Source organism: Pseudoalteromonas sp. GB56, from assembly GCF_054923835.1.
In genome coordinates this window covers 293,375-318,465 of record NZ_JBPCHK010000003.1, presented here as the reverse complement: position 1 = coordinate 318,465, position 25,091 = coordinate 293,375, and the positions used below count along the sequence as shown (strand labels likewise).

Here is a 25,091-nt window from a genome sequence, read left to right as displayed (position 1 = left end):
GCGGCTGGGAACACTGCACCACTGGAGATTTCAGGGTGTGTGTGCAGTTTGGTCTACCAAAATGGTTGGATTCACTTTAGGTCATTACTGACCATGGCGGATTAAGTAATCAAACGCGCCTAGGCTTGCAGTTGCTCCCGACCCCATAGCAATGATGATTTGCTTGTAAGCCGTGTTCGTTGCATCACCTGCAGCATAGACACCTTCTAAATTCGTCGCACCACGGTTGTCGATTTCAATTTCACCGAACTTTGACAGGGCAATACCACTGTCTTTTAACCATTCAGTGTTTGGCACTAAACCGATTTGCACGAATATGCCAGCTAAATCCAATGTATGCTGTTCACCACTTTCACGATTGGTATATGCAATCCCTGTTACCTTGTTACCATCGCCCAACACTTCTGTTGTTTGAGCATTTTTGATGATGGTGATATTCGCTAAACTGTTTGCTTTGCGCACCAATACTTCATCAGCGCGTAATGTGTCCGCAAATTCTAAAACCGTTACGTCCTCAACAATATTCGCTAAGTCGATTGCCGCTTCGATACCTGAGTTACCACCACCGATGACGGCAACCGATTTACCTTTAAATAACGGGCCATCGCAATGAGGGCAGTATGCAACGCCACGTCCGCGATATTCGCGCTCGCCTGGCACATTCATTTCTCGCCAGCGGGCGCCGGTGGCCAAAATAACGGCTTTGGTAGATAACGTCGCGCCATTTTCTAATTGAATATGGTTACCATTGTCTTGGTACATACGCGCAGCAGTTTGGTTATCTATCACATCAACATCGTAATCTTTAACGTGCTCTTCAAGTTGCGCTACCAGTTTTGGACCTTCAGTGGCTTTGACCGAAATAAAGTTTTCAATCGCTAACGTATCTGCAACTTGGCCACCAAAACGTTGTGCCACAACACCTGTGCGCAAGCCCTTACGCGCAGCGTAAATTGCCGCTGACGCTCCCGCGGGACCACCACCGACAACGAGTACATCGTATGGCGCTTTTTCGTTAAGCTGCTCAGCCTGACGCGCCGCCGCTTTAGAGTCCACTTTGTTCAAAATATCATTTAGGCTGATGGCTCCTTGGCTGAACACTTCGCCATTGAGATACACTGTGGGCACCGCCATTATGTTGCGCTGCTCAACTTCATCTTGGAACAACGCGCCGTCTATCATGGTGGTCGTAATTTGGTTATTAATCGCCGCCATGGTATTGAGCGCCTGCACGACCGCAGGGCACGTTTGGCAGCTCAAAGAGATATAAATCTCAAAATTTAACGCTTTATCAAGCGCTTGAATCTGCTCTATTTGCTGTTTGTCAGCTTTCGTTGCCGCGCCACCGCTGTGTAAGACTGCTAATACTAACGATGTAAATTCATGGCCCATTGGCACACCGGCAAAACTGATGCTGGTATTGTTTGAGCCTTTGACCGTCATCGAAGGACGACGCAACGTATTGTCATCACTAAGAGTAACGCTTATCTTCTCACTCAACGAACTTAAATCGTCAGCAAGAGATTGTAATTCTTTACTTTTGTTCGTTTCATCAAGGGCTAGAACCAGTTCTATGTCACCCGTCAACGTACTAAAATGGCTTGATAATTGATTCTTAATTGCAGTGTCTAACATGGTTTGCCTCAATAAAATCTTGGAAAAAAGGCGGTGTTTCCACCGCCATGTGTGCGATTTACTAATCGAGCTATTTAGATTTTGCCAACTAGGTCGAGTGAAGGAGCCAGAGTCTCTTCACCTGGCTGCCAAGATGCTGGACATACTTCGCCGTCGTGTGTTGCGATGTACTGAGCTGCTTGTACTTTACGCAGTAATTCAGTAGCGCTGCGGCCAATGCCTAGGTCGTGCGTTTCAACTACTTTGATTTCGCCTTCAGGATTGATTACGAATGTACCGCGAAGTGCTAGGCCTTCTTCTTCAATCATTACACCGAAGTTACGAGTAATTTGACCTGTTGGGTCACCAATCATTGGGAATTGGATTTTCTTGATAGTGTCTGACGCATCGTGCCACGCTTTGTGAGTGAAGTGTGTGTCAGTTGATACTGAATAAACTTCAACACCCATCTCTTGTAGTTTTGCATAGTGATCAGCAAGGTCGCCTAACTCTGTAGGACACACAAACGTGAAGTCCGCAGGGTAGAAGAATACGATTGACCATTTACCTAGCAAATCTTGCTCAGATACTGGTGTGAAATCGCCATTGTGAAATGCAGTTGCGTTGAATGGCTTAATTTTAGTGTTGATTAAAGAGTTGCTCATTTTGTCCCTCGTTTATCTATATTGATTTAGTGAATTATCTAGGGCGCTTACCTGCCCCGTTGACTTGATTAATAAGATAACGATGGTGATGTGATAAATAAAATTGATTGTTTAGATTAGAATAATCCAATTTTTAGATGGTAAAGATTTGTGGGTGCATTATTCTGTTTCTAATTCAAACACTAACTCATTGGATTTGTACAAAAATCGTAAGAGAGCTAGGATTAACATGACGACTGAATGGAATCAGTAGTAACAACTAGAAAAATGCTTGGCACAATTAGCTCTTTAGGTTTTATGCATGAAAGAATCACTCGCAAAGGTGACTGTACGGGGTGTTGAGCAAGCCGTTGAAGTACCCATCATGGAATTCAGTGACGAAGAATTTCAATCTAAGGTATTTGAACAATGGCAGCGTGTGCTTGACCTTATTGCCCAAATTTATGATATTCCGGCTGCATTAGTAATGCGGCTCCATCAAACTGATATTGAAGTATTCGCTAAAAGTAATTCCGAAAATAACCCTTATCATGAAAGTGAAATGGCAGCCCTTGGCGGGTCTCTACTGCGAAACAGTGATCGGGACAGACAGCCAGTTCGAAGTCGAGAATGCCCTCGAAGATGAACGCTGGCAGGATAATCCTGATGTGCCTCTCAATATGATCAGTTACTTAGGGGTGCCACTGAAATGGCCGGATGGTGAGGTATTTGGCACCATTTGTGTGCTTGATTCAAAAACGCGTAAGTTTCATGATCTCAACAAACAACTCTTGGAAGAGTGTCGTAAGACGCTTGAAAAAGATTTAGAAATGATTGTCAAAAACAATCAGCTGAATGCGTCATTGTCATTGCTAAAACGCACTCAAGACAAAGTAATTGAAATGGAGCGCAGTAAAGTGACAGCTTCTGTTGTTGCTAACATCGCTCATGAAATTAACACCCCCTTAGGCATCGCTTTAACGACTGCATCAGCACTAGACCATATTGTTGATACTATTGATAAGCAAGCATCAGAAAAACTTGACCCTATTGACGTTAAGACCCAGCTAGGTGAATTTACCGCATTGCTAAATACCAGTTTGAGCAAAACTAAAAGTTTAATGGAGTCTTACAAAAAGGTGGCAGAAGAACAGAGTAAAGGTGCAAAAACTCAGTTTCACCTCAACGAACATCTCCTGAGTTTAGCAACGGTTCTATCAGAGCAATTACAAAGCCATGATATTCAGTGTGAGATAGTCTGCCCCGCAAACATCGTTTTACATACTTATGGTGGACTGCTGTCTCAGGTTGTAGAATCGCTGATTAAAAATACGATTCATCATGCATTTTTGCCCTCTCAACGCGGTAAGATTACGATAGTTTGTGCGCAGCACACGGATAAGCTGGGTATGAAAAACGTTGTCATTGAATATCGAGATTCAGGCAAAGGCATCAACAAAGCCTATGCCGAGGAAGTCTTCCAGCCCTTCTTCACAGTACAAAGTGACTCTGAACAAAGCGGTATGGGCTTAAGCATTGCCCGCGATATAGTCGAAAAGTCGCTGCATGGACAGCTATATTGTGAGCCGGTTAATCAAGGGGCAAAATTTGTTATTTCATTACCAGTGCAGGAACCTGTATGAAAGAGTTTTCCATTTTAGTGGTCGACGATGAGCAAGATGTTTTTATCGTCACCAAGCTGATAGCAAGCACTGTAAAGGTAAACGCAGACAATGTGCAGCTTCATTATGTATCCACTGGGCGTGAAGCATGCACCTTTTTATCCCAACACGATGAAATAGGCTTGGTGTTATTAGATATTGTGATGGAAACAGATGACGCAGGCTTCAAAGTAATTGATTACATTCGCAACACCCAGCATGATAACCATACCCATATTGTGGTTCGCTCCGGCTTAACAGGCACAATTCCCGACCAATTTTTGCACCTAGCCAAAGGCATCAATGGCTACATTAACAAGCTCGACTTTACACGCATCGATTTAGAGAAACTGGTCAATGCAGCCATTACCGCACAAGATGTGCATTAAGTTTTCCTAGAACCACGCTCAAATCACTCCGCCATAACATCACACATCAAGCATGGAAAAGTGGTGACTGGCAATGTTGAAACCTTCGCGTAGATAAAATCGGTGCGCAGCAAAACGTTGCACTCCTGAGTCTAAATGTATTTGCTGTACGTCGTTTTGGCGCGCGAAATGCCTGAACCATTGCATCAAGAATGTCCCCACTCCAGCGCTGCGGTAGCGTTCACTGGTGACCAAATCATCGATGTATATATGCTTCCCCCACGCCAGTTTCTCATTGATCACAAATCCTGCGACACCCGCTACTTTATCGTCTTTAAGAGCGTAAACGAGGTGATAGCCCGCATCTTGTTGTTTTTGAATCTGCAAATGCAAACTATCGAGCGTGTATTGGCTCCTAAGCTCTTGCATCACGGCAAGTACCTGCTCATTACGTTCGCCAACTTCTAATAACTTTGCTTCCATAAAACCTCCCGTTACGATCTTGCGAATACAGATTCGTTGCGTGACTAAATACCCAAACTAGCAATCTATCTCGCCCCATTCAAGCAACAGTTATTGCAAAAACACTGAGGTTTGTTGAACTTAAGGTGGTGTCACACGTACAATTAGCGAGATAACTATTTAGTGGAGTTTTTCGTGTCTATCCAACGTTTTGTAAATCACATGCAATTGGGGTATCTCGGCCTATTACCGTTTCTCGCTTTGGTGGGTTGGGCTTTGCTGACTGGTCAAGGCAATGAGGTTGCACCACTATTTATTTACTACAGTATCGCCATTGTCGCCTTCTTATGCGGACAACTATGGCGCCCAGGTGAGCAAACTCAAGGCCGCGCCATTGCGGCAATATTACCAACATTGCCCATTCCTCTGCTGGCATTAGGTAATGACATTTTCACCTTAGCTTGGCTAAGTGGCACCTACTGGGTTGTCCTAATGTTTGAAGCGAAAACGCCCGTTTGGCAAGATTATCATAAAGACTATCGTAAAATGCGCTTTGTACTCACGTCTGTTGTATTCGTGACTCACTTACTAATGATTGCGTTTTTATTAGATATCTCTTAGACACCCACAGCGCGATGCTTTACACTGCGCCCGCCGAAAATCTTTAGTGAGCCTTAAATTATGATCGATGCATTACGCCAAGCGCTTGATGACATAGGCGAAATTTACGTTGAAAAGAACGCTGTTTTCAAAGTGAAGGTGATCCCGTTCTTTTGTGCCGTGAATATCAAAAAAGACCACAAGCGAGAAGGCAAGCTCACTTTCTACAGCAATCAGTTGTTGGAAATAGTCCTCACACTGCTGTTCATATTGTTCGGTGCTAGCATTTACAACCCTGATTTAGGTGTCACCCATGGGCCGGTACATTTTGCCATTGCAGCGCTTATCGCGATGCATGTGATAATCCGTCAAATTGCCACTGAATCGCTCAAAGCGCGTCTGTTCAGTGCCGGCGCGTTGACACCACGCGAAGAAAACAAAGACGCATAGGCGCTATTAGCAATGTATCTCAACCCTGATTGGCGCATTTTAACGGTCGGTGATGGCGACCTCAGCTTTACGCGCGCGCTGTTGAATCACATAGACCCCAGCCAATTACATGGCAGCGTCTATGACAGCGAAGAGGTGTTAAGAGATAAGTATCAGCAACACGCAGTGGACGATCTCATTCAATGCCACGTTCCTCTTTTGTTTGAATTTGACGTCACCGATCCACTCAGCTGGCAGCGGTTACAAGGTAAACAGTTTGACCTGGTTATTTTCCAATTCCCTCTACTAAGCCAACTTGGTTCAGCCGATGCGTTTAAGGCGATAAAGCAAGCGGGTGGACTTAATACGCTAAACCGTGCCTTGTTGCACCAGTATTTGTTTAATAGCGCCAAATACGCGCTGGACCCAAACGGAGCAGGGGTGTGTTACATCACCTCCAAAGATGTAAAGCCTTACAGTCATTGGGGTTTAGATCATGCACTAACAGTTCACACCCCTTTGCACTATATTGGCGAGCAGAACTTTGATTTAAAAGCGTTTGCAGGATACAAAGTGCGTAATGTTGACCGCGATAAGCATGTCAAAGACACGCTCGGCATCACTTATACCTACGCTTTACAAGAAAACAATTCATTAGCACAACACTGCCATCGACCTCATTATCTCGATAATGATAACTGCTGTTTATTGTGCCGTGCAGGTCCTTTCCAAGGCACGTTAGATAAAGATAATCATCTTAAAAGTAAGTCCCATCAACAAATGCAATTATTTGCACAGCACTGGGACGATTGGCTATCTCGACGATACGACCAATAATCGCTCACACTTACTTACAGAATCTTACTTGAACTCCCTACCCGCTATGGCACTCTAATACCCACAGGTATTTTTTGTAGCAACTCGACAAGGCTTAAACAATACCAATTAGCTAAATTAAGTGATCAACTTTAAGGCAAGAAAAGCTGTCCAATTACACCTTAATGAACATGGTCACTTCTCAGGCATGTCGGGTATAACCTAGACCAACAAGAATAAAGGGTAAGCTCTTGAAAGGACTTCTGAACATTGCATTGTTAAGCACCTTAGTCACTGGGACTTCGGCTATTGCACAACCATTCTCAGTGAATTCATTAGATTTAGATTTTACTATCAGTCGACCGCCGTTGAGTGCGAACTTAACGTCACACCCAGGCGATGAAATTGTGGTTTTTGGCCGTAATCAAACCCAAGCTCAGCAAATAGCTGTGCTGGCATTCATCGAAGGTGAACTTAAACAAATAGACAGGTTCGCCATCGGTGAGCAGTATTTTGCTTATGACGTGAGTGAACACGATGCCGAAACGGACATTTTGTATTTTTTGGCTAAGGATCATGTCGCCCAGTACGAATATCCTCAAAAGCAGGGGGATGCGCGGTTACTTGCTTTTACGGACGTGCACTCCATCTACCGTATCCCGCACAGTAACTACATGAAGCAAATTGATTTCATTTACGATATCAACAACGATGGGCTTAGCGACGTAGTTTTGCCTGACTTCAGCGAACTTAATGTCTGGTTGTCATACCCCGAACGAGAATACAAAAAGGTGTCCTTGCCTGTCGCTAGTCACACCTTGTTAGAAAGAAACGAGTTTTCTGCTTCGCCAGCTCAAGTGTTCACGCTTGATGTCAATAACGATGACTTAATAGACATTGTGTATCTAGAAGACGGCGAATTAAACGTGCATTTGGCCTATAAACGGCATTTTGAAAAGCAAAGTGTGCCAATTAGAGAGGGAGTGTATTCTGTAGATTGGTGGGATCAACTTGGTGAAGATGGCCAGCCGCTCGATCAGAGTGATTTAAAATATAGAAAACTAGAACGAGTTGAAGACATCAACGGTGATAAAATCCCAGATTCTGTCGTACGTTACACACAAAGTTCCGGCGTTTTCGATAGAACCAACGACTATGAGATGTACTTTGGTAAATTAGACGATAAAGGTGCACTGAGCTTTCCAAAGACAACCAACACCACCATCAGTGCCGACGGCACGCTCACCGACTTGCAGTTACAAGACATAGACGGTGATGGCACCAAAGAGGTTATGGTTGCTAGTTTTGAACTAGGTGTAGGGCAAGTAGTCTCTGCCATCTTAGCCAGCAGCATAGACCAAGATATCTTCTTATACTGGCAAAATCAGCGTGGCGAATACCCGAAAAAGCCAACACTCGACTACGAAACTGAAATTGGTTTCAGTATAAGTAAAGGGCGTGCCAGCGAACCATTAGTTATGCTCAGTGATATCGATGGTGACGGCCGAAAGGACTTATTGTTTTCAGAGGACGACACCCTAGTCTATCGCCTCAATGACGGAAATCGTTCTTTTGCGAGAAGTAAAAAGCAGAGTGTCCCCTTGCCTAAATCGGGTAGCCAAATCAGCCGTGCCGATGTCAATAATGACGGCAAAGAAGACCTCATCATGTATTACGGAAAACTGGATTCTACAGAACAACAAAAACAAATCAGTGTGTTGATTGCACAATAAATCAACCGTCTCAATTCACTATGCCAGCTCATGCTGGCATTTTTTTTCGGCTAACTAACTCAAGGGTATAGACAGCTCAGGTTCATCCAAGCACGATATAAATAAAAATTGTATAAAACTAAGCATTTGTTATGACTAAATATTATTTACTCTGAAAATAGCTGCTTAGTGTAAGGGTGCATTAGAAGGACAGCATTAATGAATCGAATTTCAATCGCTTTGGGGATGGTAATTCTTGCCTCAATATCAGGATGTAGCAGCATTTCAGAACAACAATGTCAGCGTGGAGACTGGTTCGATATTGGCTTCGATCATGGTCGTGAAGGTTACAGTGTGACGCGCGGCAAGGACATTATCTATGAATGCTTGGATTATGCTGTACGACCCAACTTAGCCGATTATAAACGTGGTCACAAAGAAGGTTTGAAAGACTACTGCCAAAGCGAGAACGCATTTCAATTAGGACTGCGTGGTGAGCGCTACAACGGAATATGTGGTTCAGAGGATTTCAGATTAGCTTGGCAACAAGGCTATGACCGTTACACCATTACACAACGTCGCTACGCTATCGATTCAAGGATCGCTTCGATTGAATCACAACTCAAAAACATTTCCTACCGTTTGCATACTGAAGACCTTGATTCTAAACAACGCAAAGAACTATTTCACCAGCGTCACAGACTCGAGCATGAGCAGGATGACTTGCGCCATGAAAGAGCTTCGCTGCCGGTTATTCCGCCCACTTCACCACTATACAAATGATGAATACCTGAGCACAGCGACTTCTGTGCTCAGTCACTTTGTTATTGCACCAAAATAAAGAAACACACCACAGCGACCAGGCTAGAAATCAACAAGCTTAATACAGCACCTTGTTTTACCATATCTTGAATTTCAACCTCGCCGGTTCCATAGGCTATCGCATTGGGAGCGGTAGCAACAGGTAGCATAAACGCACAACTCGCTGCCATTGCAGCCGGGATCATAAATGCTGTTGGCTCATAGCCCGCTGATAAAGCGGCGACTGCAAGAATAGGCATTAACAACGTCGCTGTTGCTGTGTTGCTGGTAATTTCTGTAAGGTAAGTGACAACAAGACACAACACCAAAATCATCAACAAAGGCGGTAAATAAGACAATGACGATAACCATTGTCCAAGCATAGTACTGAGTCCTGATGCACTGAACCCTTTGGCAATAGCTATACCACCTGAAAAGAGCAACAGCATGTCCCACGGAATCGACTTAGCAGTGGGCCAATCTAACAAACGTCCACCCTTACCATTTGGCACAATGAACATGACCACCACAGCAAATAAAGCAACCGTGCTATCGCCTGCGCCCTGAATTCCTAACATCGCACTCCATCCACCGAACGGTTCACTACGCGTAATCCAAGCCAATGCCGTTAATCCAAACACTATGAGTGTGCGTTTTTCTTCAATACGCCACGGACCTGGTTGAGGTAGTTCTATTTCATGATCCAACTTCACGTTGCGGGTGAGCCACAATGCCATTACTGGAATTGCCAAGATGACAACCGGCACACCGATTTTCATCCAATCGATGAAGCCAAATTCAATGCCTGTGTGTTCCTCGTAAATACCCGCAAAAATAACATTGGGGGGCGTACCAATTAATGTTCCTAACCCACCAACGCTCGCAGCATAGGCAATCCCAAGAATCAGAGCTGTTTTTAGCTTTCTATTGTCTACATGGCTTAATATTGCTAATGCCATCGGCAACATAATGAGGGTTGTTGCGGTGTTAGAGATCCACATACTCAAAAAACCAGCAGCAAGCATAAAGCCAAATACGAGTTTGCGCGCACTTGAAACGCCTACCATACGTACCATATACACGGCGAGCCGTTCATGTGCGCCACTTTTTTCCAGTGACTTAGAGAGCATGAACGCCCCCATAAGTAACAAAATTACATGGCTGCCCAAAGATGACGCTGCCGTTTTGTGATCGATAACCCCGAAAAGCGGTAGCAGAGCAAAGGGGACAAGAGACGTTGCCGGGATAGGTAATGCTTCAGTAACCCACCAAATCACGGTAAGTAACGTTATTGCTCCTGCAAAAGCAGCTTGTTGTGGCAGTCCTACTGATGCAAGAAAGAAATAAAATAAGACACTTACGATAGGTCCTATTAAAATAAAGTGTTGGCGAGTAATAGTCATTAACGTTTTCTTTTTATTATTTTTATTGCTCTTGGCTAAGGTATCAACACAAGATGTTGTATTAACGATTGGCCTGCATTTATAACCTTAATCATACTGTTAGAGCAACTTTACACAACAAAAAAGGCCGCTAAGCGGCCCTTGGTTAGGAAAGGTTATGAGTTGTGGATTAATAACCCAGCACACTCGGTGCGAGAAACAGAGTTACCAGCGTGATCAACGCGATGGCAATGAGGTTGAGCACAAAGCCTGCTCGAATCATGTCTTTGATCTTGATTTCACCGGAGCCGAATACAATGGCATTTGGTGGTGTTGCCACTGGCATCATAAAGGCACAGCTCGCCGCAATCGCCGCAGGGATGACCCACACCAATGGCGTGCCCGTGATTGACTCGGCAACGGGGCCAAGTAGGGGTAAAAAGCCCGCGGCAGTCGCTGTATTACTGGTAATTTCAGTTAAAAAGGTGATCAGCGCCGCGACAATTAACACCCCAACCGCTAGCTGCAATGATCCCGCACCACTAAGCATGTTAGCGATATAATCGGCCAAACCAGAGGATTTGATCTGTGCAGCAAGCGTTAAGCCGCCACCGAATAGCAATAGTATGCCCCACGGTACTTTGGCGGCATGATCCCAATCCAATACTCGTTCATCACTACCTTTTTCGGCGGGTAACACAAACAGCATCAGAGCCGCAGCAATGGCAATACCGGTATCAGAAATCGCCAGTCCCGTTAGGCTTGCGAGCAAAGGTCTGAACACCCAACACAGTGCCGCAGCAGCAAAAACAATCAGTACGCCCTTTTCCGCTCTAGACATGCTTCCAAGCTGCGCCAACTGCTTTTTAAACATACCTTTGGTTTCAAGCGTTGTGCCACTTTGATCTACCTTGTACATCACTTTTGTCAGCCAAACCCATGTCAGGATTAGCATTACAATCGACAGTGGCACACCAATCATCATCCATGTGGCAAAGCCAATTTCGATGTTGTAACTATCAGACAGGTAGGCAGCCATCAACGCATTGGGCGGGGTACCAATAAGAGTTGCGATACCACCAATACTGGCACCATAAGCAATGCTTAAAAGCAGAGCTTTGGCGAACCCCTGACATTCGCTGCCGTTGTTCTTGAGCAAATGGACTACGGATAATGCGATAGGAAGCATCATCACCGCTGTCGCCGTGTTTGACATCCACATTGATAAAAATGCAGTTACAAACATCATTGCCATAATTTGTGTGCTGGGTTTATTGCCCGCTATCAGCAAAGTGGTTAGGGCGATGCGCTTGTGTAACCCCCAGCGCTCCATCGCTATAGATAACAAGAAACCACCTAAAAACAAATAAATTAGTGGGTGCGCATACGGAGCGGCAACATCTTTTACCGGCGCAATGTCTGCTAGGGGGGCAATCACCAAAGGAAGTAAAGAAGTAGCGGGTATCGGCACCACCTCACTGACCCACCAACTGGCCAACCAAAAAGCTAAACCTGCGGTGCGCCACCCCGCTACCGATAAACCACTGGGAGGTTCAACAAAACAGGTGAGCAGCATAAACACAGGTCCAAGCCATAGAAACAGGTGTTTTGTGAGGGTGTTACGTTTTTCTTGAGCCATCATTCACCCCGTTAGAATAAGTATTTCAAACCAATAGCAGTGCTGGTATCGGATTGTGTTTCTAGCTCTAATTGCGAGGCCATGATGTAGGCGGTTGTTTGCTTATCAAACACGTAATCTAGACCCAAAGTAAATTGCTCTACTTCTTCGGAGTGACGCAATAAGCTATTGTCACGGGCATATTGCACCTTTGGCTGCCACGTGTCCGTTAATTTATAGCGGGCACTGAGCACCATACCATTGCCGTCTTTGCTGCCATCTAGGCTTTCGCTATTTTGTAAAATCGCGCCAAGTTGCAATTTGTCCCATCTGTACGCCGCACTAAAACGGGTCGCACTAATATCCAACAATGAATCGGTGTAACTTAAGGCGAAGTAATAAGGCACGGATTTCAGGCTACGGTCACCATAGCCAACAACCGCAGCCACGCCATTTTTATCACTGCCAGCGTCATCTTTTGGTGCCACAGTTAATACCACAGTCCAGTTTTTTAGGTTCGGGCTAACATAGGTAATTGAATCCCCAACTCGATATTGGCCCGCCAGTACTTGGCCGATATCCGCTTGGGTTTCATTAAATAAATCGACTTTGCCTTCACTGCGTTTAAAACCTGTGTCATTGCGGCCTAGCAATAATGAGCCATATTGAGATTTGAGACCAATGTAGGTGTTACGCGCGGAGAGCGGCTCATTGCCATTGTCGCCTTCTACGCCATTGATTTGTACTTCGTACTTGAAAATAACTTGCGTGGTTTCATTTAAATTGTGGCTGCCGTTAATACCCAAACGTGAGAATGGTGAGTCAACTTGGGTGCCTTTTTCGGTGTAGCGCATGATGCCTTTGTCTGTGTGCGCAAGTTGCACCTCGGCTTTGCCATAAATATTGTATTCGCCAGCGAAAGCGGTGTTTGACGCCAAAAGCGCCAAAGCGAGAGTTGTCAGCATAGGTTGTTTTATCATCGTTGTATCCTCTTGTTGCTTTGTAGGATACATTCAAAAAACTAACCAATATTAAAAATATATAATAAACAATAAGTTAAAAATAACACTGTATTATTTTTAAGTCGGCATGTGCGGATTTCCACACACCAAGCTCACACAAATTCACTAAAGCCACACAACGGCTTAATCATCTTGCGTGTACATAGTGCGCTGTAAACCGTACTTGGCCATTTTGTCGTACAAGGTTTTACGTGGGATCTGTAGCAGCTCCATCGCGTGTTTAATACTGCCTTGGCTCTGCGCCAGCGCATCTTCGATTAAAGATTGCTCGTAATACGCCACTTTTTGGGCAATGCTCAGGGTTTCTGACTCTTGCGCGCTGATCGGGCCTGACTGCAACGCTAGCTGCTCGCCCAGTAAAACCGTGCGTTCGGCATGATTGCGCAACTCTCGAACGTTCCCAGGCCAATCATATTGCATCAAACTGGTGCGCAGAGCATCACTGAGCGGCACAAAAGACTTATGAAAACGCGCAGCCGCAATCGATAGGAAATGCTGATATAACAATGGGATATCTGCTATTCGTTGACGCAAAGCTGGAATTGGCACCTTAACCAGATTTAAACGAAAAAATAAATCGGCGCGAAACCTTCCCTCATCCACAAGGGTTTGTAAATCCACTTTGGTTGCAGCAACCACACGAATATCCAAATTAATAGCTTGGTTACTGCCCACCGGAGTAACCGCGCGCTCTTCCAATACTCGCAGCAGCTTAACCTGCAAACTCGGCGACATAGCCTCAATTTCATCAAGAAACACCGTGCCACCATTGGCGAACGCAAATTTACCTTCTCGCGCTTGGGTTGCCCCGGTATAAGCACCGCTGGCGGCCCCAAAGAGCTCACTCTCAATCAAGTCTTCTGGAATAGCGCCACAGTTAATTGCCACAAAATGATGTTCTGAGCGGACACAATGCTCATGCAGGTATCGGGCAACCATCTCTTTGCCCGTCCCCGTCTCACCTTCGATAAGCACATCAGCTGGGGTGTCGATAACCGCATCGAGCAGCTGCATCATCTGCTGCATTTGCTGAGTTTCCCCCAGAATACGTACCCCTGGCGCCGATTTTTGCTGTACTTGTCTTTTAAGCTGGCGGTTTTCTAGCACCAGAGTGCGTTTATCTAGCGCGCGAGCGATGCAATCAAGCAGTTGTTCTGTGATCGGTTTTTCAAATAAATCATAAGCTCCCAGTTGCATCGCCTTCACCGCGGTGGAAACATCGGCATAACCAGTAAGAAATATCACCGGTAACTCAGAGTCAAACTGCTGCACTTGGGTCAAAAAATCGATGCCGTTCATCATCGGCATGCTGATATCACTGAGCACCACCCCTTCAAAGCGACGGCTCAGTGTGTGCAGCGCTTTGTTGGCATCATCAAAACACTTAACCGCGTAGCCTTCGAGCTCCAATAGCTGTTGCAGTGAGTCGCGGATACTCGCTTCGTCATCGATGACATAAATGACCTTGTTTGTGCTCATTATTCAGGCTCTTGTTGATGTAAACTGATTAAAAATTCTGCACCACCATCAGGGTGATTATGGGCGCTCAAATTACCGTGGAACGACTCTATAATTTGCTTTGAAATCGATAAGCCCAACCCCAACCCATGCTCCGATTTAGTGGTGTAGAACGGTTCGAAAATGCTGTTTAGAGCATGGTGTTCTATCCCCAAACCGCTGTCGATAATCGACAAATAGACTTTTGCATCTTGGGTCACCGCTTCAACACGCAACTGTTTGTTACTTTGCTGCTCCATAGCCTGACAGGCATTGGAAAACAAATTTACTAATACTTGTTCGAATTGGTAGGGGTCAACCCACACATTCACGTCGATGAGTGTTTTTTCAATACTAACCTGATGGCGATTGAGCTCTGGTCCAACAACAATTAAGGCATTGTCGATACACTGCACCAAGCTGGCCTCACACATTTTGTTGTCGTGCTTTTGTGAAAAGGACTTTAGCTGCGCCGCAATTGCGTGCACTCTGCGGATCAGCTGTTCAATCAACGCAATATTTTCTAAGGCTTTGTCAGTTTCACCACGCGCTATTAAGCGTTTGGTTGCTGCCGCGTAAGCACTCATGGCGCTTAAAGGCTGATTAATTTCATGATTAACGCTGGCACTAAGTTGGCCGATGGTCGCCAACTTTGCCGCACGAATAAGCGCATCTTGTGCATGTTCAAGCTCTGTAGTGCGCTCTTGCACTTGGGCTTCAAGCGAACTTTGGCTGAACAATAATTGTCGGTAGCCAGCAAGCTTTACCGACAAATATTCCACCAGCAAAATCAACAACAGCAGCACCACAAAAGCCACAGCGAGGCGCGCGGCATGGGTATCGGCGAAAGGCGATATGGGGCTGAGCATCCACAAGCGGTAATCGGTATCAGTAATATGCGCTTGGCTCATCACATAGAGTTGCTTGTTTGCACGCACCATAGTTTGGCTATCATGCACCTGCCAATCAATCGCTGTGATATCACGAAACAAAAACTGTTGTGAGGACTGAAGTTGCCGCTGTTGCTGCTCGGGTAACGTGCTCACACTGTGTAGCTGCCATTGTGGATTATTCGATAACAACACCACCTTGTTTGTGTCGAATAACACGAACTGACTACTATCAGAGGTATCCAAACGTGCTTTATCAGTCTCGAATTTGATGGCGTTGGCTTTAAGTACAATCACGCCTTGAATTTCACCGTCTATGGCAACGCCCAGTGAGAAATAAAAGCCGCGCTGTTTTGAGCGTTGACCTAGAGCAAAATCAATCACGCTCTGCCCCTGTATCGCCCGTTTAAAATAGGGGCGAAATGCAAAGTTATTGCCTTTGTAACTGTGCTCAAGCAGCCAGTTGCTCGTCGCTATCACAGTGCCATTGCGGTCCAACAAATAAACATCTGAAGCGCCGCTGGCTTGCTGTACATCGTTTAAATAACGGTCCACATCATCAGTGGCATTACCTAGACTGATCGTTTGGCGAACCATGGCACTGTCACTTAAAAACTCAACGATACGACTGTAGCGTAGAATTCACTGTCTATGTATTGGGCCAATTGCTGCGCATGGCGCTGTGTACGCACACGATTATCTTCAAGGAGCTGCTCTTTGGTTAGTTGATGAGTTGCTGCCAAGCCAACGATCAACAACACTGCGTACATCGCAAATTTAATAATCTGATTTGACACTCTTTTCCTCAGTAACACCCTACCTAGCGCATTGCAGTGTACCAATGCTGTCGCCATCTGGGTAGCAAGGCTACAAAGGAGAAAAAAACTAAACCCGAGCAAGCTTCATTTATTTACCCATAGGCTAGGCTTAGTTACACTAGCGCCCTATTTTTTCCTCGAGCTCAGTTAATGCTTTCTCCGCATCACCGTATCTTATTTACCGCCATTGCGTGTGTGTTGTTGGCCATGGTGACTATCCAATCAGGTGCATCTATTGCCAAGCAACTGTTTCCTTTAGTCGGCCCTGAGGGTACGACAGCCCTGCGTCTTGGTTTTTCGGCTTTAGTGTTGTGCTTAGTATTCCGTCCTTGGAAAGCGCTACCCCAAGGTCAGCAATGGCGTAGCATTATCGTCTATGGCCTGTGCTTAGGGGGCATGAATATCACCTTCTACTACGCGATTGAGCGTATTCCTTTGGGTATTGGTGTAGCGCTTGAGTTTACGGGGCCTCTGGCGGTGGCGTTACTGAGCTCCAAACGTAAGCGCGACCTGTTGTGGGTGGCGTTTGCTATCGCTGGTATTGTGCTATTGTTGCCAGAAATCGATGCCGAAAAGGGTTTAGATCCTGTCGGTGTCGCTTTAGCATTAGTGGCAGGGGCATGTTGGGCTGGGTATATCCTGTTCGGCAAGAAGACCGGCACGCAAAGCTCTGGTGGGCGTACAGTTGCCTTAGGTATGACGGTTGCGGCCTGTGTATTAGTGCCATTTGGCGCAGTGCAACAAGGTACGGCACTACTGAGCTGGGAAGTGATCCCGCTTGGCTTCTTAGTCGCAATCATGTCCAGCGCCTTGCCTTACACACTTGAGATGGTGGCTCTGCGCAACATGCCAGCACAGGGGTTTAGCGTGATGATGAGTTTAGAGCCCGCTTTCGCAGCATTGGCCGGCTTCCTAATTCTTCATGAGTTGCTTTCACCACTGCAATGGGTGGCCATCGCTTTAGTTATCATCGCATCGGTAGGCAGTTCAATGCAGCCACCAGCGAGCAACTCGAACAAATAGAGTTCCCACTAAATCAGATAGTGAACTGATCGTTTAATAATCAATGCACGTATTAGTGGTTACTTGTAGTTAATAGACATGATTTGAATTAACTAAACAAGTTGTGAGTACTTTATGGGCGTAAAAAGCCAGCTAAGCGCTGGCTTTTTTATTTGTGCACCACGTTATAAATATAAAAATGCTCAGTGAGGTGAGCGCCCTGTTGCGCAACCTCTTGGGAAACCTCTTGAGGAACCTCTTGAGGAACCTCTTGCAAAGTAAATCCAAGCTTATTCAGTAATTTAATTGACGCTTCATTACCTCTATCAACCCCAGCGATCAGCGTTTGCCATTGTTGCTGTGGCGCATATTGCTCAACAAATGCTGTCATCAACTCAGTAGCAACACCTTGCCCCCAAAATTGCTCTGCCAGTAAATAACCTATGTTAGTGCTGTGTTGAATATCTATTGAAGCAAACACGAGTCCCATGAGCTCACGGTTTGCACGTGAACATAGGCAATAAACTCGACTCTGCTTAAGCATATTTTCCAACAGGTCTCGTGCAGACTCCCTATCCCTCACCCTAGCAAAGAATGGCGGTAAGTAACTGACTACGGCTGGAGTCAGGATGTCGCTTAACTCCTGAGCGAAGGCATCTATTTGCTCAGCAGAGGCCAGTTCAATAACATCAATTCGCTGAGTTGAATAGGCAAGCATCATAAGGTTTTATGCACTTTCCAAGGTGGATTCAAGCGATTTTCACCTGCCCAGTAAAGCTTAACTTTGTTGCCCGAAGGGTCTCTCACAATTGCTTCTGTCCACAAATACCGCTGATCTGTCGGCATTTGCTCAAACTCGATTCCACGCTCCATAAGCGTTTGTACCAGCTCATCAAGATGCTCATGCTCGAAGTAAATCACGGCCCCACCTGAGTTCGCGTCACTATCAAGTGACAAAGAAAATGTGGCCTCGCCATCAGGACAGGAAAAACGCGCATAATGGGGCGTATCCACTATCTGCGTAAACCCTAAAGTAAGGTAGAAGTTAACCGCCAGTTCCATATTTTTAACTGGCAAAGTGACTTGATTTAAATTCATATGGTGCTCGTCAAGTAAGTTATCTGCGCGTTTTCTAACGTTTATTTTCGGGTACATCGTTACACAGTGAGCAGGCTATATTTTTCTTGAAATTATAAGCGCGCCTAAGTGCAAATACAGTGATTGAAATCGCTGCCCAGATTAACCCAAATTCGATGGCATAATCTAAATCACGCCCCTTAAAATACTGCACCCCCGCCAAAAGCATCAACACTAAAGGAAAGGCGATAAGGTATTGTATTGTCCATTTTCTAATTGGCACACTTGCTCCCTCCGCATGGTATTTTCATACCCCAAATAAACGAGTTAAAAGCCTGTTGAAAATATCATTTTCTACCAGGCTCATGGCCCTCATACCGCGGCAATTTCGCATCTAAGTCTTCCCAATTCGCTTTGGAGGTCACAAAGTTATGTGAGATAGGACGCTGTTCGATATCAGAATCTAATGACCCAAGACGCAACCGATAACGGCTAGGTGCGTTGTCATTGGCACTGTAAATCGGCGCACCGCAACAACGACAGAAGTACTTCTTCTTGCCTTGGCTACTCTCATAAAACGTGAGGGTATTGTCTTTATCGTTAATCGTTAACGCACTGGCATCAATAAAGCCATTAGTGGCATACGCGCTGCCAGTTGCTTTACGACACAACGAGCAGTGGCAATGAATAATGTCACTAACATCACCTACAAACGTATAAGTAATAGAACCACATAAACAACTTCCTTTGTACATTATTGTCCCTTAATCAAAATAGACGATGAGACTCACTCTCTATCATTCACCTGCTTGTGTCTAGTTGAAAAAGACATCATTGCTCTCGACGCGACGAAAGGAATACTCGCGCTGAGATAAAAATCACCGAGCTACAAAAATTAACTAAAAAATAACAAGCGAGCAGAAACAAAAACCTTAACGCATTGATATGATTATATAAAAATACAATGTAAATATAAAATTACACATCTAATTAATCTTTATTTTACATAAATACCTTGTGTAGGTACTTGTTGTGTGCAACATTTCTATGTGCCTATGAGGCAAACATGGGCAATCAACAACAACATCAAGGATACAAAATGAAAGCACCGATTCTTATTCCCAGTTTATTAGCTATGTGTATGGCAAGCGCCCTCAATGCTCAACCTGCAGATAAGGCGTTAGTAAAAGCTGTAGGCCTTAACGATAGTCATAGCTTTGCCGCAGGTAAATCATTTACAACGGCCAAAGGCGTTAAAAAAGTAAAACAACAACAAGTCTTTAAAGGCGTGAAAGTGTACGGTCATCATCTTGTTGTTGACCAGAATGGCGGAATTCAGGGTGCGGCTGCACACATCAATGGCAATTTCTCAGTTGATCCTGCGATTTCCAAGGGTCAAGCAATCGCAGCATTGAACAAAATCTACAAAGGCACGAGTGCGAGCGGCCATAAAGATGTAGAGCTTGTTGTATTAAGTGAAGGTGATAGCCCACGCTTGGCGTATCGCGTTTCCTACTTAAGTGAAAGTGATAAAGAAATTGTTCGCCCTGCTGGCTTAGTCGATGCCATGTCTGGCGATGTAATTCGTCACTGGGATGAATTAATGACTGCCAAAGGTGGCGGCGGCAAACCCGGGTCAGGCGGCAATGGAGGCTCAGGCACAGCGTTTGAAGCAACGGGTCCAGGTGGTAATGCGAAAAGTGGCCAATACTACTATGGCACAGACTATGGCTTCCTTGATGTAGAAGAGTCAGGCGGCGTATGTTCAATGAACAATGAAAACGTGCGCACGGTTGATATGGGCAACAGTACTCGTCGTGGTAGCTTGTATTCATTCACTTGCCCAGAGAACACCTACAAAGCAGTAAATGGAGCCTATTCGCCATTGAACGACGCCCATTATTTCGGCGGTGTGATCTTCAACATGTACAAAGACTGGTACAACACTGCCCCGCTTAGCTTCCAACTAGAAATGCGTGTGCATTACGGTCGCAACTATGAAAATGCATTCTGGGACGGCCGTGCGATGTCTTTCGGCGATGGTGCAAGTTACTTCTACCCATTGGTGAGCCTGGATGTATCGGCACACGAAGTGAGCCACGGTGTAACTGAGCAAAACTCGGGGCTAGAATACAGTGCACAGTCTGGCGGCATTAACGAAGCCTTCTCTGATATGGCAGGTGAAGCAGCTGAGTTCTATATGCGCGGCAGCAACGACTGGCTAGTAGGTTACGACATTTTCAAAGGTAATGGCGCATTGCGTTACATGGATGATCCAACCAAAGACGGTCGTTCAATCGGTCATGCAAGCGATTACACCTCTGGTATGGACGTACATTATTCGTCAGGTGTGTATAACAAAGCCTTCTACTTGCTTGCTAAAAAACAAGGTTGGGATACGCACAAAGCATTCGACGTATTCATGTTAGCGAACCAAATGTACTGGAACCCTACATCGAACTACAACAACGCGGCATGTGGCGTTGAAAGCGCTGCATCGGATTACGGTTACAGTGTTTCTGACGTAACAGCGGCGTTTTCATCTGTAGGCGTGAGCTGCCAATAGCAAACCAGTAAACATGTAAGTAATGTTTATCAAGCCGGCCCTAAGAGCCGGCTTTTTTATTAGTACAATAAGTTTCAAGTCAAGATTAGCTCGGCCAATAGCTAATGACTGACTAAGGCAATAAAGTCATCCAATTGTGATGCCAATTCTTTTAGCTTTCGTTCATGACACAATAGAGGTTCACGCAGTTTAGCTCGCCAACTCTGGGCTTTTGGTTTCAACTCCAAACCGCCCGTCGTTAAGTCAATTTTTAATTGGCGTTCATCTACTTCGCTGCGCACACGACTGATCAATTCAAGCTGCTGCATGCGCTTTAGCAAAGGCGTTAGCGTGCCAGAATCAAGGTGCAACTTATCCCCAAGGCCTTGAGAGATAGAGGCAGTAAGGCTTCTTCGCGCGCTTGCCACAGCACCATTAACACCAAGTATTGGGGATACGTAATCCCCAACTCTTTTAGCATGGGTTGATAACCACGCACGACTAAACGCGAGGCCGTATAAAGCTTAAAGCACAACTGATTGTTCAGATGTAATGCATCACTCATATTAGGCGCTCAGCAATGCCTCGATATCTTTGCGAATATCTTCTGGTTTAGTCAGTGGGGCATAGCGCTTGCGTACTTTGCCGTTTTGGTCGACTAAAAACTTAGTAAAGTTCCATTTGATTTTCTTGCTGCCCAGAATGCCAGGCGCTTGTTCTTTTAGGAAATTAAACAATGGGTGTGCATCTACGCCATTGACATCAATTTTGCTCATAATAGGAAACGACACACCATAGTTGAGCTCACAAAACTCACTGATTTCGCTGTCGCTACCCGGCTCTTGCGCGCCAAACTGATTACAGGGGAAACCAAGCACCACAAGACCTTTATCTTGCAAGTCTTTATACAAGTCGTTTAATCCTTGATACTGAGGTGTAAAACCGCACTTGCTCGCCGTGTTTGCAATTAACATCACCTTGCCTTGGTAGTGCGACAAGCTAACTTCCTCACCACGGTTATTCAACGCTGAAAAATCGTAAATGGCCATAACGGGTCCTAAGATTACATTGTGCACAATATAATTGATCAAAATTTACTTTGTTGCAAGACGAGGTAAAGATCGCAATATTGTATACAATATATTTTTAGTGTAATTTGTCCGTCACCAAACAGTTAGTGACAACAAAAAAATGAAATACCTCCTTATTTTAGCTTGCGCACTCATCCTGAGCGCGTGTAGCTCCTCACAGTACAGTAATAATGACGAGCAACCCTACGAGTATGTTGATGCTTGGGCTTTCACCCCCTCAGAACAACAGTTCAGTGCAGCACTCGACTACATCAGCGCACAAACCAACTATGCACAACCCAATTGGAACAGCATTAATGATGCACTGTACTTTATGCGTGCATATAGCTATTACGGAGATTTAGAAGCGCTTACTGACGAGCAACTCCAAAGTTTAAATGATGCGCTGGTTAGCTTAGCTGGAAAAGCAGATACTGCTTCGATGCCCCAAAAACAGCGTTTTATGGAGCAATTTGCCGTCACCGTTTATCGCTTATTAGATACACCCAAGTTGCATCAAAACGCCTCACAATGGCTCTCGACCATCGAACAACAGCTTACAGAACAAACGTCTTCGAGCACTTTGGCGAGCGATTACGCTATGTGGGAACGCTATCGCATGATTGGCTTTTTAGCGTTTAGTGCCCGCAGTGAAGAACGCCTAGCCAATGCGCTCGTCTCGGACGAACTTCTGCAAGAAGTACTAGTCGCACATATCGCCCGCGGCGACTGGCATCAAGCGCATGCTCTATGGGCGCTTGGGTACATTCATCAACTACTTGATGAGCAGGCACAGCAAGCGTTAGATCAACAAGTTTGGCAACAAATTACGCGTTATGAGTCGGACTTAGCAAAACAACAATCTCTGTTCTCAAGTATTTACCTAGTTAATAGCTTTCGAGGAATGGGCAGCTGCGAAGAAACGTTTCAAGGTCAATGTAGCGTTATTGATATTGATGATGCGCTGCCCATTAATCATGCCTGTTCAGAGTCGTTGTTCATTCGCGCCACCTCGTTAGATTCCAGCCAACTCGCCTATAGCTGTGAGAAACTGACTGCTCAAGAGGAAGACTTTCATCACTTATTAGCGACCCACAAGCAGCCTGTTGCTAATGACCATAACACTGCATTGCGCGTAGTCATATTCGACAACTACAGTGACTACAATCGCTATGGGCAACTCCTTTTTGACATCAACACCAATAATGGTGGCATGTACATTGAAGGCACTCCCAGCAATCCAAATAATCACGCAACCTTCTATTCATTTCGTGCTTTTTGGATGGAAGACCGCAACAAAGTATGGAATCTCAACCATGAATACGTGCATTACCTCGATGGCCGTTTCAATAAATACGGAGGGTTTGGTCACTTCCCCGCTCAGCTGGTTTGGTGGAGCGAAGGACTCGCTGAGCTTATCGCCAAAGGGGATAATAATCACCGCGCCAATGAAGCGATAACTGAAACGCCAAAAGAGGAGCGCCCTACCCTAGAGGAAATTTTCGCGACTAACTACGAAAACAGTAGTAGCCGCCAAATATATCAATGGTCTTATCTGGCGATTCGCTATCTCGCTGAACATGATCTTCAGGGCCTGCGTCTGCTACAACAACATCTAAAGGGTGATTTTTATCAAGGATACTCAGACACACTCGCTATGTTGGCGCAAAAACACCAAGGTCAATTTGAGGCGTTTTTAAATCACTATCCTGAAGCAATAAAACAACAAGCAGCGAAGGAAAAGCGCAAAGTAAACACGCTTTATCGCTATCTTTACCGCGATTATTTGATGCCTGAGCACTTGAGTTACGGCCAAGGGCATCAACATATTTTTTAGTCGCGTTAATGATGGGGCAATTGTTGCCCCATCATTGCTAGTTCCGCTCACCACTTTGCTATAAGCTCTAGAGTGGCCGACTCATTTGGATGACCAGACAACATCGACTATATCTTGTGATGACAAATGTCGACCGCCACCACAAATAATAAAAAAAGATAAACACTCAACAAAACAAGCAGTTAACGAGCGTAATACATGGATTTAATCACACCCACCTTGGCGTTAGAAACAAGTTACCGAAGCTACATAAAAGAGTTAGGCGATGAAGAGCGCTACCCGTTTCCACTGGATTTTGAAGATTCAGACTTCACCGCGCTGTTGGCCCGTATCGAAGAGTTTGTGCAAGGAGAGAATCTGCCTGAAGGCTATGTGCCCAGCTCAACACTTTGGCTTGTTGACCAAGGCGAAATTGTTGGTATCACCAATGTGCGCCATATCTTAAACGACAACATCGCACATTGCGGTGGCCACATCGGCTTAAGTATTCGCCCTTCAACGCGTGGACAAGGCTTAGGCAAAGTGTTGATGCAACAGTCCATTGAGTTTTTAGCAGCTCGTGGTATCGCCCAAGTGCATATCCACTGCTACAAAGACAACACGGCATCAGGGAGCACAATTAAGGCCTGTGGGGGCATTTTTCATTCTGAGATTGCCGTAGGTAATCAACTGGTACAAAGATACACAGTCACACTGTAACGGGCTCATTTACACAGGAGTAAACAATGTCGATAAAGCAGCTGATATTTGTGTTATCTCTATTTCTGGGCTTTAACCTCAATGCGAAAACCGTTGAGGCGAGTATGGACGACCTTTGGTCTGGACTGTCACATGCGGCCAACGAAGCCGCAAATATTGCCGTGCTCGATGACGTGTTTCACTCCACTGCGACAATCTATGGTGTGCGATACCAACAACAGGCTGCAAATTTGCGCGTACTGACACGCGACGAGTTTTTAAGTTCGCTCGCTAGCGTACGCGACACTGGGTTTTATGAGTGCGAAATAGCTCGGAAAATTACTCAGTATGACCGATTTGCAACCGTTTACAGCGTTGTTGAATCCCGTACTGACAAGGCACAAATCCACCCCGATTTTACCGGAGTGAATAGCGTGCAATTATACAAAGACGATGATCGCTGGCGCATTGTGTCTTTGTATTACCAAGTGGAGCATCCTAGCATCCCTATCGAGGCTACCTTGCTCAAGCGAGATTGCAAATAACAC

At 45.3% G+C, this 25,091-nt stretch carries 29 protein-coding genes; 13 read left to right on the top strand and 16 right to left on the bottom strand.

All coding sequences use genetic code 11. The features are described 5' to 3' along the window. Window positions 1-84: 84 nt before the first annotated feature. Both ahpF and ahpC read right to left on the bottom strand, forming a co-directional pair. Window positions 85-1,635, bottom strand: coding sequence for an alkyl hydroperoxide reductase subunit F (gene ahpF / locus ACH19P_RS16795; RefSeq protein WP_462159752.1), 1,551 nt, complete (start codon window positions 1,633-1,635; stop codon window positions 85-87). A 74-nt stretch (window positions 1,636-1,709) separates the two neighbouring features. Next, the gene (ahpC, locus tag ACH19P_RS16790; RefSeq protein WP_347389532.1) at window positions 1,710-2,279 is read right to left on the bottom strand and encodes an alkyl hydroperoxide reductase subunit C; all 570 of its coding nucleotides are present in this window, start codon (window positions 2,277-2,279) and stop codon (window positions 1,710-1,712) included. A 301-nt stretch (window positions 2,280-2,580) separates the two neighbouring features. Here ahpC and ACH19P_RS16785 point away from each other — a divergent pair, with 301 nt between their 5' ends. From ACH19P_RS16785 to ACH19P_RS16775, 3 genes are read left to right on the top strand one after another with little or no spacing between them, the layout of a single operon-like run. Next, complete coding sequence (locus ACH19P_RS16785; protein WP_462159751.1) at window positions 2,581-2,904, top strand: hypothetical protein; 324 nt, start codon at window positions 2,581-2,583, stop codon at window positions 2,902-2,904. Beyond that, a complete protein-coding gene (locus ACH19P_RS16780) occupies window positions 2,855-3,901 on the top strand; it encodes an ATP-binding protein (protein ID WP_462159750.1) in 1,047 nt (348 codons plus the stop codon). Before ACH19P_RS16785 ends, ACH19P_RS16780 begins: the two co-directional genes overlap by 50 nt. Continuing rightward, window positions 3,898-4,308, top strand: coding sequence for a response regulator (locus ACH19P_RS16775; protein ID WP_462159749.1), 411 nt, complete (start codon window positions 3,898-3,900; stop codon window positions 4,306-4,308). Before ACH19P_RS16780 ends, ACH19P_RS16775 begins: the two co-directional genes overlap by 4 nt. A gap of 39 nt (window positions 4,309-4,347) precedes the next feature. Here the strand turns inward: ACH19P_RS16775 and ACH19P_RS16770 are convergent, their stop codons facing one another. Continuing rightward, the gene (locus tag ACH19P_RS16770; protein ID WP_462159747.1) at window positions 4,348-4,770 is read right to left on the bottom strand and encodes a GNAT family N-acetyltransferase; all 423 of its coding nucleotides are present in this window, start codon (window positions 4,768-4,770) and stop codon (window positions 4,348-4,350) included. Window positions 4,771-4,950: 180 nt separating this feature from the next. Between ACH19P_RS16770 and ACH19P_RS16765 the strand changes: the two genes are divergently transcribed. From ACH19P_RS16765 to ACH19P_RS16745, 5 genes are all read left to right on the top strand, one after another. Next, the gene (locus ACH19P_RS16765; protein ID WP_462160191.1) at window positions 4,951-5,370 is read left to right on the top strand and encodes a DUF3429 domain-containing protein; all 420 of its coding nucleotides are present in this window, start codon (window positions 4,951-4,953) and stop codon (window positions 5,368-5,370) included. Window positions 5,371-5,430: 60 nt separating this feature from the next. Then, window positions 5,431-5,799 (top strand): hypothetical protein, encoded by a 369-nt coding sequence (locus ACH19P_RS16760; protein ID WP_462159746.1) that lies wholly within the window; start codon window positions 5,431-5,433, stop codon window positions 5,797-5,799. Window positions 5,800-5,811: 12 nt separating this feature from the next. Further along, window positions 5,812-6,615 carry a class I SAM-dependent methyltransferase gene (locus ACH19P_RS16755; RefSeq protein ID WP_462159745.1) on the top strand — a complete coding sequence of 268 codons (804 nt, stop codon included), beginning with the start codon at window positions 5,812-5,814 and terminating at the stop codon, window positions 6,613-6,615. A 230-nt stretch (window positions 6,616-6,845) separates the two neighbouring features. Then, window positions 6,846-8,327: an FG-GAP repeat domain-containing protein gene (locus tag ACH19P_RS16750; protein ID WP_462159744.1), complete on the top strand. Its 1,482-nt coding sequence runs from the start codon at window positions 6,846-6,848 to the stop codon at window positions 8,325-8,327. Window positions 8,328-8,525: 198 nt separating this feature from the next. Continuing rightward, window positions 8,526-9,089 (top strand): DUF2799 domain-containing protein, encoded by a 564-nt coding sequence (locus ACH19P_RS16745; protein WP_462159743.1) that lies wholly within the window; start codon window positions 8,526-8,528, stop codon window positions 9,087-9,089. Between the two features lie 41 nt (window positions 9,090-9,130). On the opposite strand, the gene ACH19P_RS16740 is transcribed toward ACH19P_RS16745, so the two are convergent. The 6 genes from ACH19P_RS16740 to ACH19P_RS16715 all read right to left on the bottom strand — a co-directional run bounded on the left by ACH19P_RS16740 (window position 9,131) and on the right by ACH19P_RS16715 (window position 16,313). Further along, entirely contained in the window at window positions 9,131-10,510 is a 1,380-nt protein-coding gene (locus ACH19P_RS16740) for an SLC13 family permease (protein WP_462159742.1), read from the bottom strand. 169 nt (window positions 10,511-10,679) lie between these two features. Continuing rightward, window positions 10,680-12,131 (bottom strand): SLC13 family permease, encoded by a 1,452-nt coding sequence (locus ACH19P_RS16735; RefSeq protein WP_462159741.1) that lies wholly within the window; start codon window positions 12,129-12,131, stop codon window positions 10,680-10,682. An 8-nt stretch (window positions 12,132-12,139) separates the two neighbouring features. After that, window positions 12,140-13,087: a porin gene (locus ACH19P_RS16730; protein WP_462159740.1), complete on the bottom strand. Its 948-nt coding sequence runs from the start codon at window positions 13,085-13,087 to the stop codon at window positions 12,140-12,142. Between the two features lie 165 nt (window positions 13,088-13,252). Next, entirely contained in the window at window positions 13,253-14,608 is a 1,356-nt protein-coding gene (locus ACH19P_RS16725) for a sigma-54-dependent transcriptional regulator (RefSeq protein WP_462159739.1), read from the bottom strand. Then, window positions 14,608-16,113: an ATP-binding protein gene (locus ACH19P_RS16720; protein WP_462159738.1), complete on the bottom strand. Its 1,506-nt coding sequence runs from the start codon at window positions 16,111-16,113 to the stop codon at window positions 14,608-14,610. The genes ACH19P_RS16725 and ACH19P_RS16720 overlap by 1 nt, the downstream gene beginning before the upstream one ends. An 11-nt stretch (window positions 16,114-16,124) precedes the next feature. After that, on the bottom strand, window positions 16,125-16,313 hold the full coding sequence (locus tag ACH19P_RS16715; RefSeq protein WP_462159737.1) for a hypothetical protein: 189 nt from the start codon (window positions 16,311-16,313) through the stop codon (window positions 16,125-16,127). A gap of 171 nt (window positions 16,314-16,484) precedes the next feature. Here ACH19P_RS16715 and ACH19P_RS16710 point away from each other — a divergent pair, with 171 nt between their 5' ends. After that, complete coding sequence (locus tag ACH19P_RS16710; RefSeq protein WP_462159736.1) at window positions 16,485-17,357, top strand: EamA family transporter; 873 nt, start codon at window positions 16,485-16,487, stop codon at window positions 17,355-17,357. Window positions 17,358-17,505: 148 nt separating this feature from the next. Here ACH19P_RS16710 and ACH19P_RS16705 read toward each other — a convergent pair whose 3' ends face one another. The 4 genes from ACH19P_RS16705 to ACH19P_RS16690 form a co-directional block, all read right to left on the bottom strand. Continuing rightward, complete coding sequence (locus ACH19P_RS16705; RefSeq protein ID WP_462159735.1) at window positions 17,506-18,057, bottom strand: GNAT family N-acetyltransferase; 552 nt, start codon at window positions 18,055-18,057, stop codon at window positions 17,506-17,508. Further along, window positions 18,054-18,434 carry a VOC family protein gene (locus ACH19P_RS16700; protein WP_462159734.1) on the bottom strand — a complete coding sequence of 127 codons (381 nt, stop codon included), beginning with the start codon at window positions 18,432-18,434 and terminating at the stop codon, window positions 18,054-18,056. Before ACH19P_RS16700 ends, ACH19P_RS16705 begins: the two co-directional genes overlap by 4 nt. A 34-nt stretch (window positions 18,435-18,468) precedes the next feature. Beyond that, complete coding sequence (locus ACH19P_RS16695) at window positions 18,469-18,696, bottom strand: hypothetical protein (protein ID WP_462159733.1); 228 nt, start codon at window positions 18,694-18,696, stop codon at window positions 18,469-18,471. Between the two features lie 64 nt (window positions 18,697-18,760). Beyond that, entirely contained in the window at window positions 18,761-19,168 is a 408-nt protein-coding gene (locus ACH19P_RS16690; protein ID WP_462159732.1) for a GFA family protein, read from the bottom strand. A 311-nt stretch (window positions 19,169-19,479) separates the two neighbouring features. Here ACH19P_RS16690 and ACH19P_RS16685 point away from each other — a divergent pair, with 311 nt between their 5' ends. Continuing rightward, entirely contained in the window at window positions 19,480-20,979 is a 1,500-nt protein-coding gene (locus ACH19P_RS16685) for a M4 family metallopeptidase (RefSeq protein ID WP_462159731.1), read from the top strand. A 101-nt stretch (window positions 20,980-21,080) separates the two neighbouring features. On the opposite strand, the gene ACH19P_RS16680 is transcribed toward ACH19P_RS16685, so the two are convergent. Genes ACH19P_RS16680 through ACH19P_RS16670 form a run of 3 tightly spaced genes read right to left on the bottom strand, consistent with a single transcriptional unit; the run spans window position 21,081 to window position 22,007 of the window. Then, the gene (locus ACH19P_RS16680) at window positions 21,081-21,329 is read right to left on the bottom strand and encodes a transcriptional regulator, SarA/Rot family (RefSeq protein ID WP_462159730.1); all 249 of its coding nucleotides are present in this window, start codon (window positions 21,327-21,329) and stop codon (window positions 21,081-21,083) included. After that, complete coding sequence (locus ACH19P_RS16675; protein ID WP_462159729.1) at window positions 21,305-21,523, bottom strand: hypothetical protein; 219 nt, start codon at window positions 21,521-21,523, stop codon at window positions 21,305-21,307. The genes ACH19P_RS16680 and ACH19P_RS16675 overlap by 25 nt, the downstream gene beginning before the upstream one ends. 1 nt (window position 21,524) lies before the next feature. Beyond that, window positions 21,525-22,007 (bottom strand): glutathione peroxidase, encoded by a 483-nt coding sequence (locus tag ACH19P_RS16670; RefSeq protein ID WP_462159728.1) that lies wholly within the window; start codon window positions 22,005-22,007, stop codon window positions 21,525-21,527. A gap of 142 nt (window positions 22,008-22,149) precedes the next feature. Here ACH19P_RS16670 and ACH19P_RS16665 point away from each other — a divergent pair, with 142 nt between their 5' ends. From ACH19P_RS16665 to ACH19P_RS16655, 3 genes are all read left to right on the top strand, one after another. Continuing rightward, window positions 22,150-23,865 carry a collagenase gene (locus ACH19P_RS16665; RefSeq protein WP_462159727.1) on the top strand — a complete coding sequence of 572 codons (1,716 nt, stop codon included), beginning with the start codon at window positions 22,150-22,152 and terminating at the stop codon, window positions 23,863-23,865. A 198-nt stretch (window positions 23,866-24,063) separates the two neighbouring features. Further along, the gene (locus tag ACH19P_RS16660) at window positions 24,064-24,564 is read left to right on the top strand and encodes a GNAT family N-acetyltransferase (RefSeq protein ID WP_462159726.1); all 501 of its coding nucleotides are present in this window, start codon (window positions 24,064-24,066) and stop codon (window positions 24,562-24,564) included. Between the two features lie 26 nt (window positions 24,565-24,590). Next, on the top strand, window positions 24,591-25,088 hold the full coding sequence (locus ACH19P_RS16655) for a nuclear transport factor 2 family protein (protein WP_462159725.1): 498 nt from the start codon (window positions 24,591-24,593) through the stop codon (window positions 25,086-25,088). The last annotated feature ends 3 nt before the right edge of the window (window positions 25,089-25,091 follow it).

Coding starts and splice junctions, on each gene's coding strand:
- ahpF (WP_462159752.1), bottom strand. CDS start 1,635: ATGTTAGACACTGCAATTAAGAATCAATTATCAAGCCATTTTAGTACG.
- ahpC (WP_347389532.1), bottom strand. CDS start 2,279: ATGAGCAACTCTTTAATCAACACTAAAATTAAGCCATTCAACGCAACT.
- ACH19P_RS16785 (WP_462159751.1), top strand. CDS start 2,581: ATGAAAGAATCACTCGCAAAGGTGACTGTACGGGGTGTTGAGCAAGCC.
- ACH19P_RS16775 (WP_462159749.1), top strand. CDS start 3,898: ATGAAAGAGTTTTCCATTTTAGTGGTCGACGATGAGCAAGATGTTTTT.
- ACH19P_RS16770 (WP_462159747.1), bottom strand. CDS start 4,770: ATGGAAGCAAAGTTATTAGAAGTTGGCGAACGTAATGAGCAGGTACTT.
- ACH19P_RS16760 (WP_462159746.1), top strand. CDS start 5,431: ATGATCGATGCATTACGCCAAGCGCTTGATGACATAGGCGAAATTTAC.
- ACH19P_RS16755 (WP_462159745.1), top strand. CDS start 5,812: ATGTATCTCAACCCTGATTGGCGCATTTTAACGGTCGGTGATGGCGAC.
- ACH19P_RS16745 (WP_462159743.1), top strand. CDS start 8,526: ATGAATCGAATTTCAATCGCTTTGGGGATGGTAATTCTTGCCTCAATA.
- ACH19P_RS16740 (WP_462159742.1), bottom strand. CDS start 10,510: ATGACTATTACTCGCCAACACTTTATTTTAATAGGACCTATCGTAAGT.
- ACH19P_RS16735 (WP_462159741.1), bottom strand. CDS start 12,131: ATGATGGCTCAAGAAAAACGTAACACCCTCACAAAACACCTGTTTCTA.
- ACH19P_RS16730 (WP_462159740.1), bottom strand. CDS start 13,087: ATGATAAAACAACCTATGCTGACAACTCTCGCTTTGGCGCTTTTGGCG.
- ACH19P_RS16725 (WP_462159739.1), bottom strand. CDS start 14,608: ATGAGCACAAACAAGGTCATTTATGTCATCGATGACGAAGCGAGTATC.
- ACH19P_RS16720 (WP_462159738.1), bottom strand. CDS start 16,113: ATGGTTCGCCAAACGATCAGTCTAGGTAATGCCACTGATGATGTGGAC.
- ACH19P_RS16710 (WP_462159736.1), top strand. CDS start 16,485: ATGCTTTCTCCGCATCACCGTATCTTATTTACCGCCATTGCGTGTGTG.
- ACH19P_RS16705 (WP_462159735.1), bottom strand. CDS start 18,057: ATGATGCTTGCCTATTCAACTCAGCGAATTGATGTTATTGAACTGGCC.
- ACH19P_RS16700 (WP_462159734.1), bottom strand. CDS start 18,434: ATGAATTTAAATCAAGTCACTTTGCCAGTTAAAAATATGGAACTGGCG.
- ACH19P_RS16690 (WP_462159732.1), bottom strand. CDS start 19,168: ATGTACAAAGGAAGTTGTTTATGTGGTTCTATTACTTATACGTTTGTA.
- ACH19P_RS16685 (WP_462159731.1), top strand. CDS start 19,480: ATGGGCAATCAACAACAACATCAAGGATACAAAATGAAAGCACCGATT.
- ACH19P_RS16675 (WP_462159729.1), bottom strand. CDS start 21,523: ATGAGTGATGCATTACATCTGAACAATCAGTTGTGCTTTAAGCTTTAT.
- ACH19P_RS16670 (WP_462159728.1), bottom strand. CDS start 22,007: ATGGCCATTTACGATTTTTCAGCGTTGAATAACCGTGGTGAGGAAGTT.
- ACH19P_RS16665 (WP_462159727.1), top strand. CDS start 22,150: ATGAAATACCTCCTTATTTTAGCTTGCGCACTCATCCTGAGCGCGTGT.
- ACH19P_RS16660 (WP_462159726.1), top strand. CDS start 24,064: ATGGATTTAATCACACCCACCTTGGCGTTAGAAACAAGTTACCGAAGC.
- ACH19P_RS16655 (WP_462159725.1), top strand. CDS start 24,591: ATGTCGATAAAGCAGCTGATATTTGTGTTATCTCTATTTCTGGGCTTT.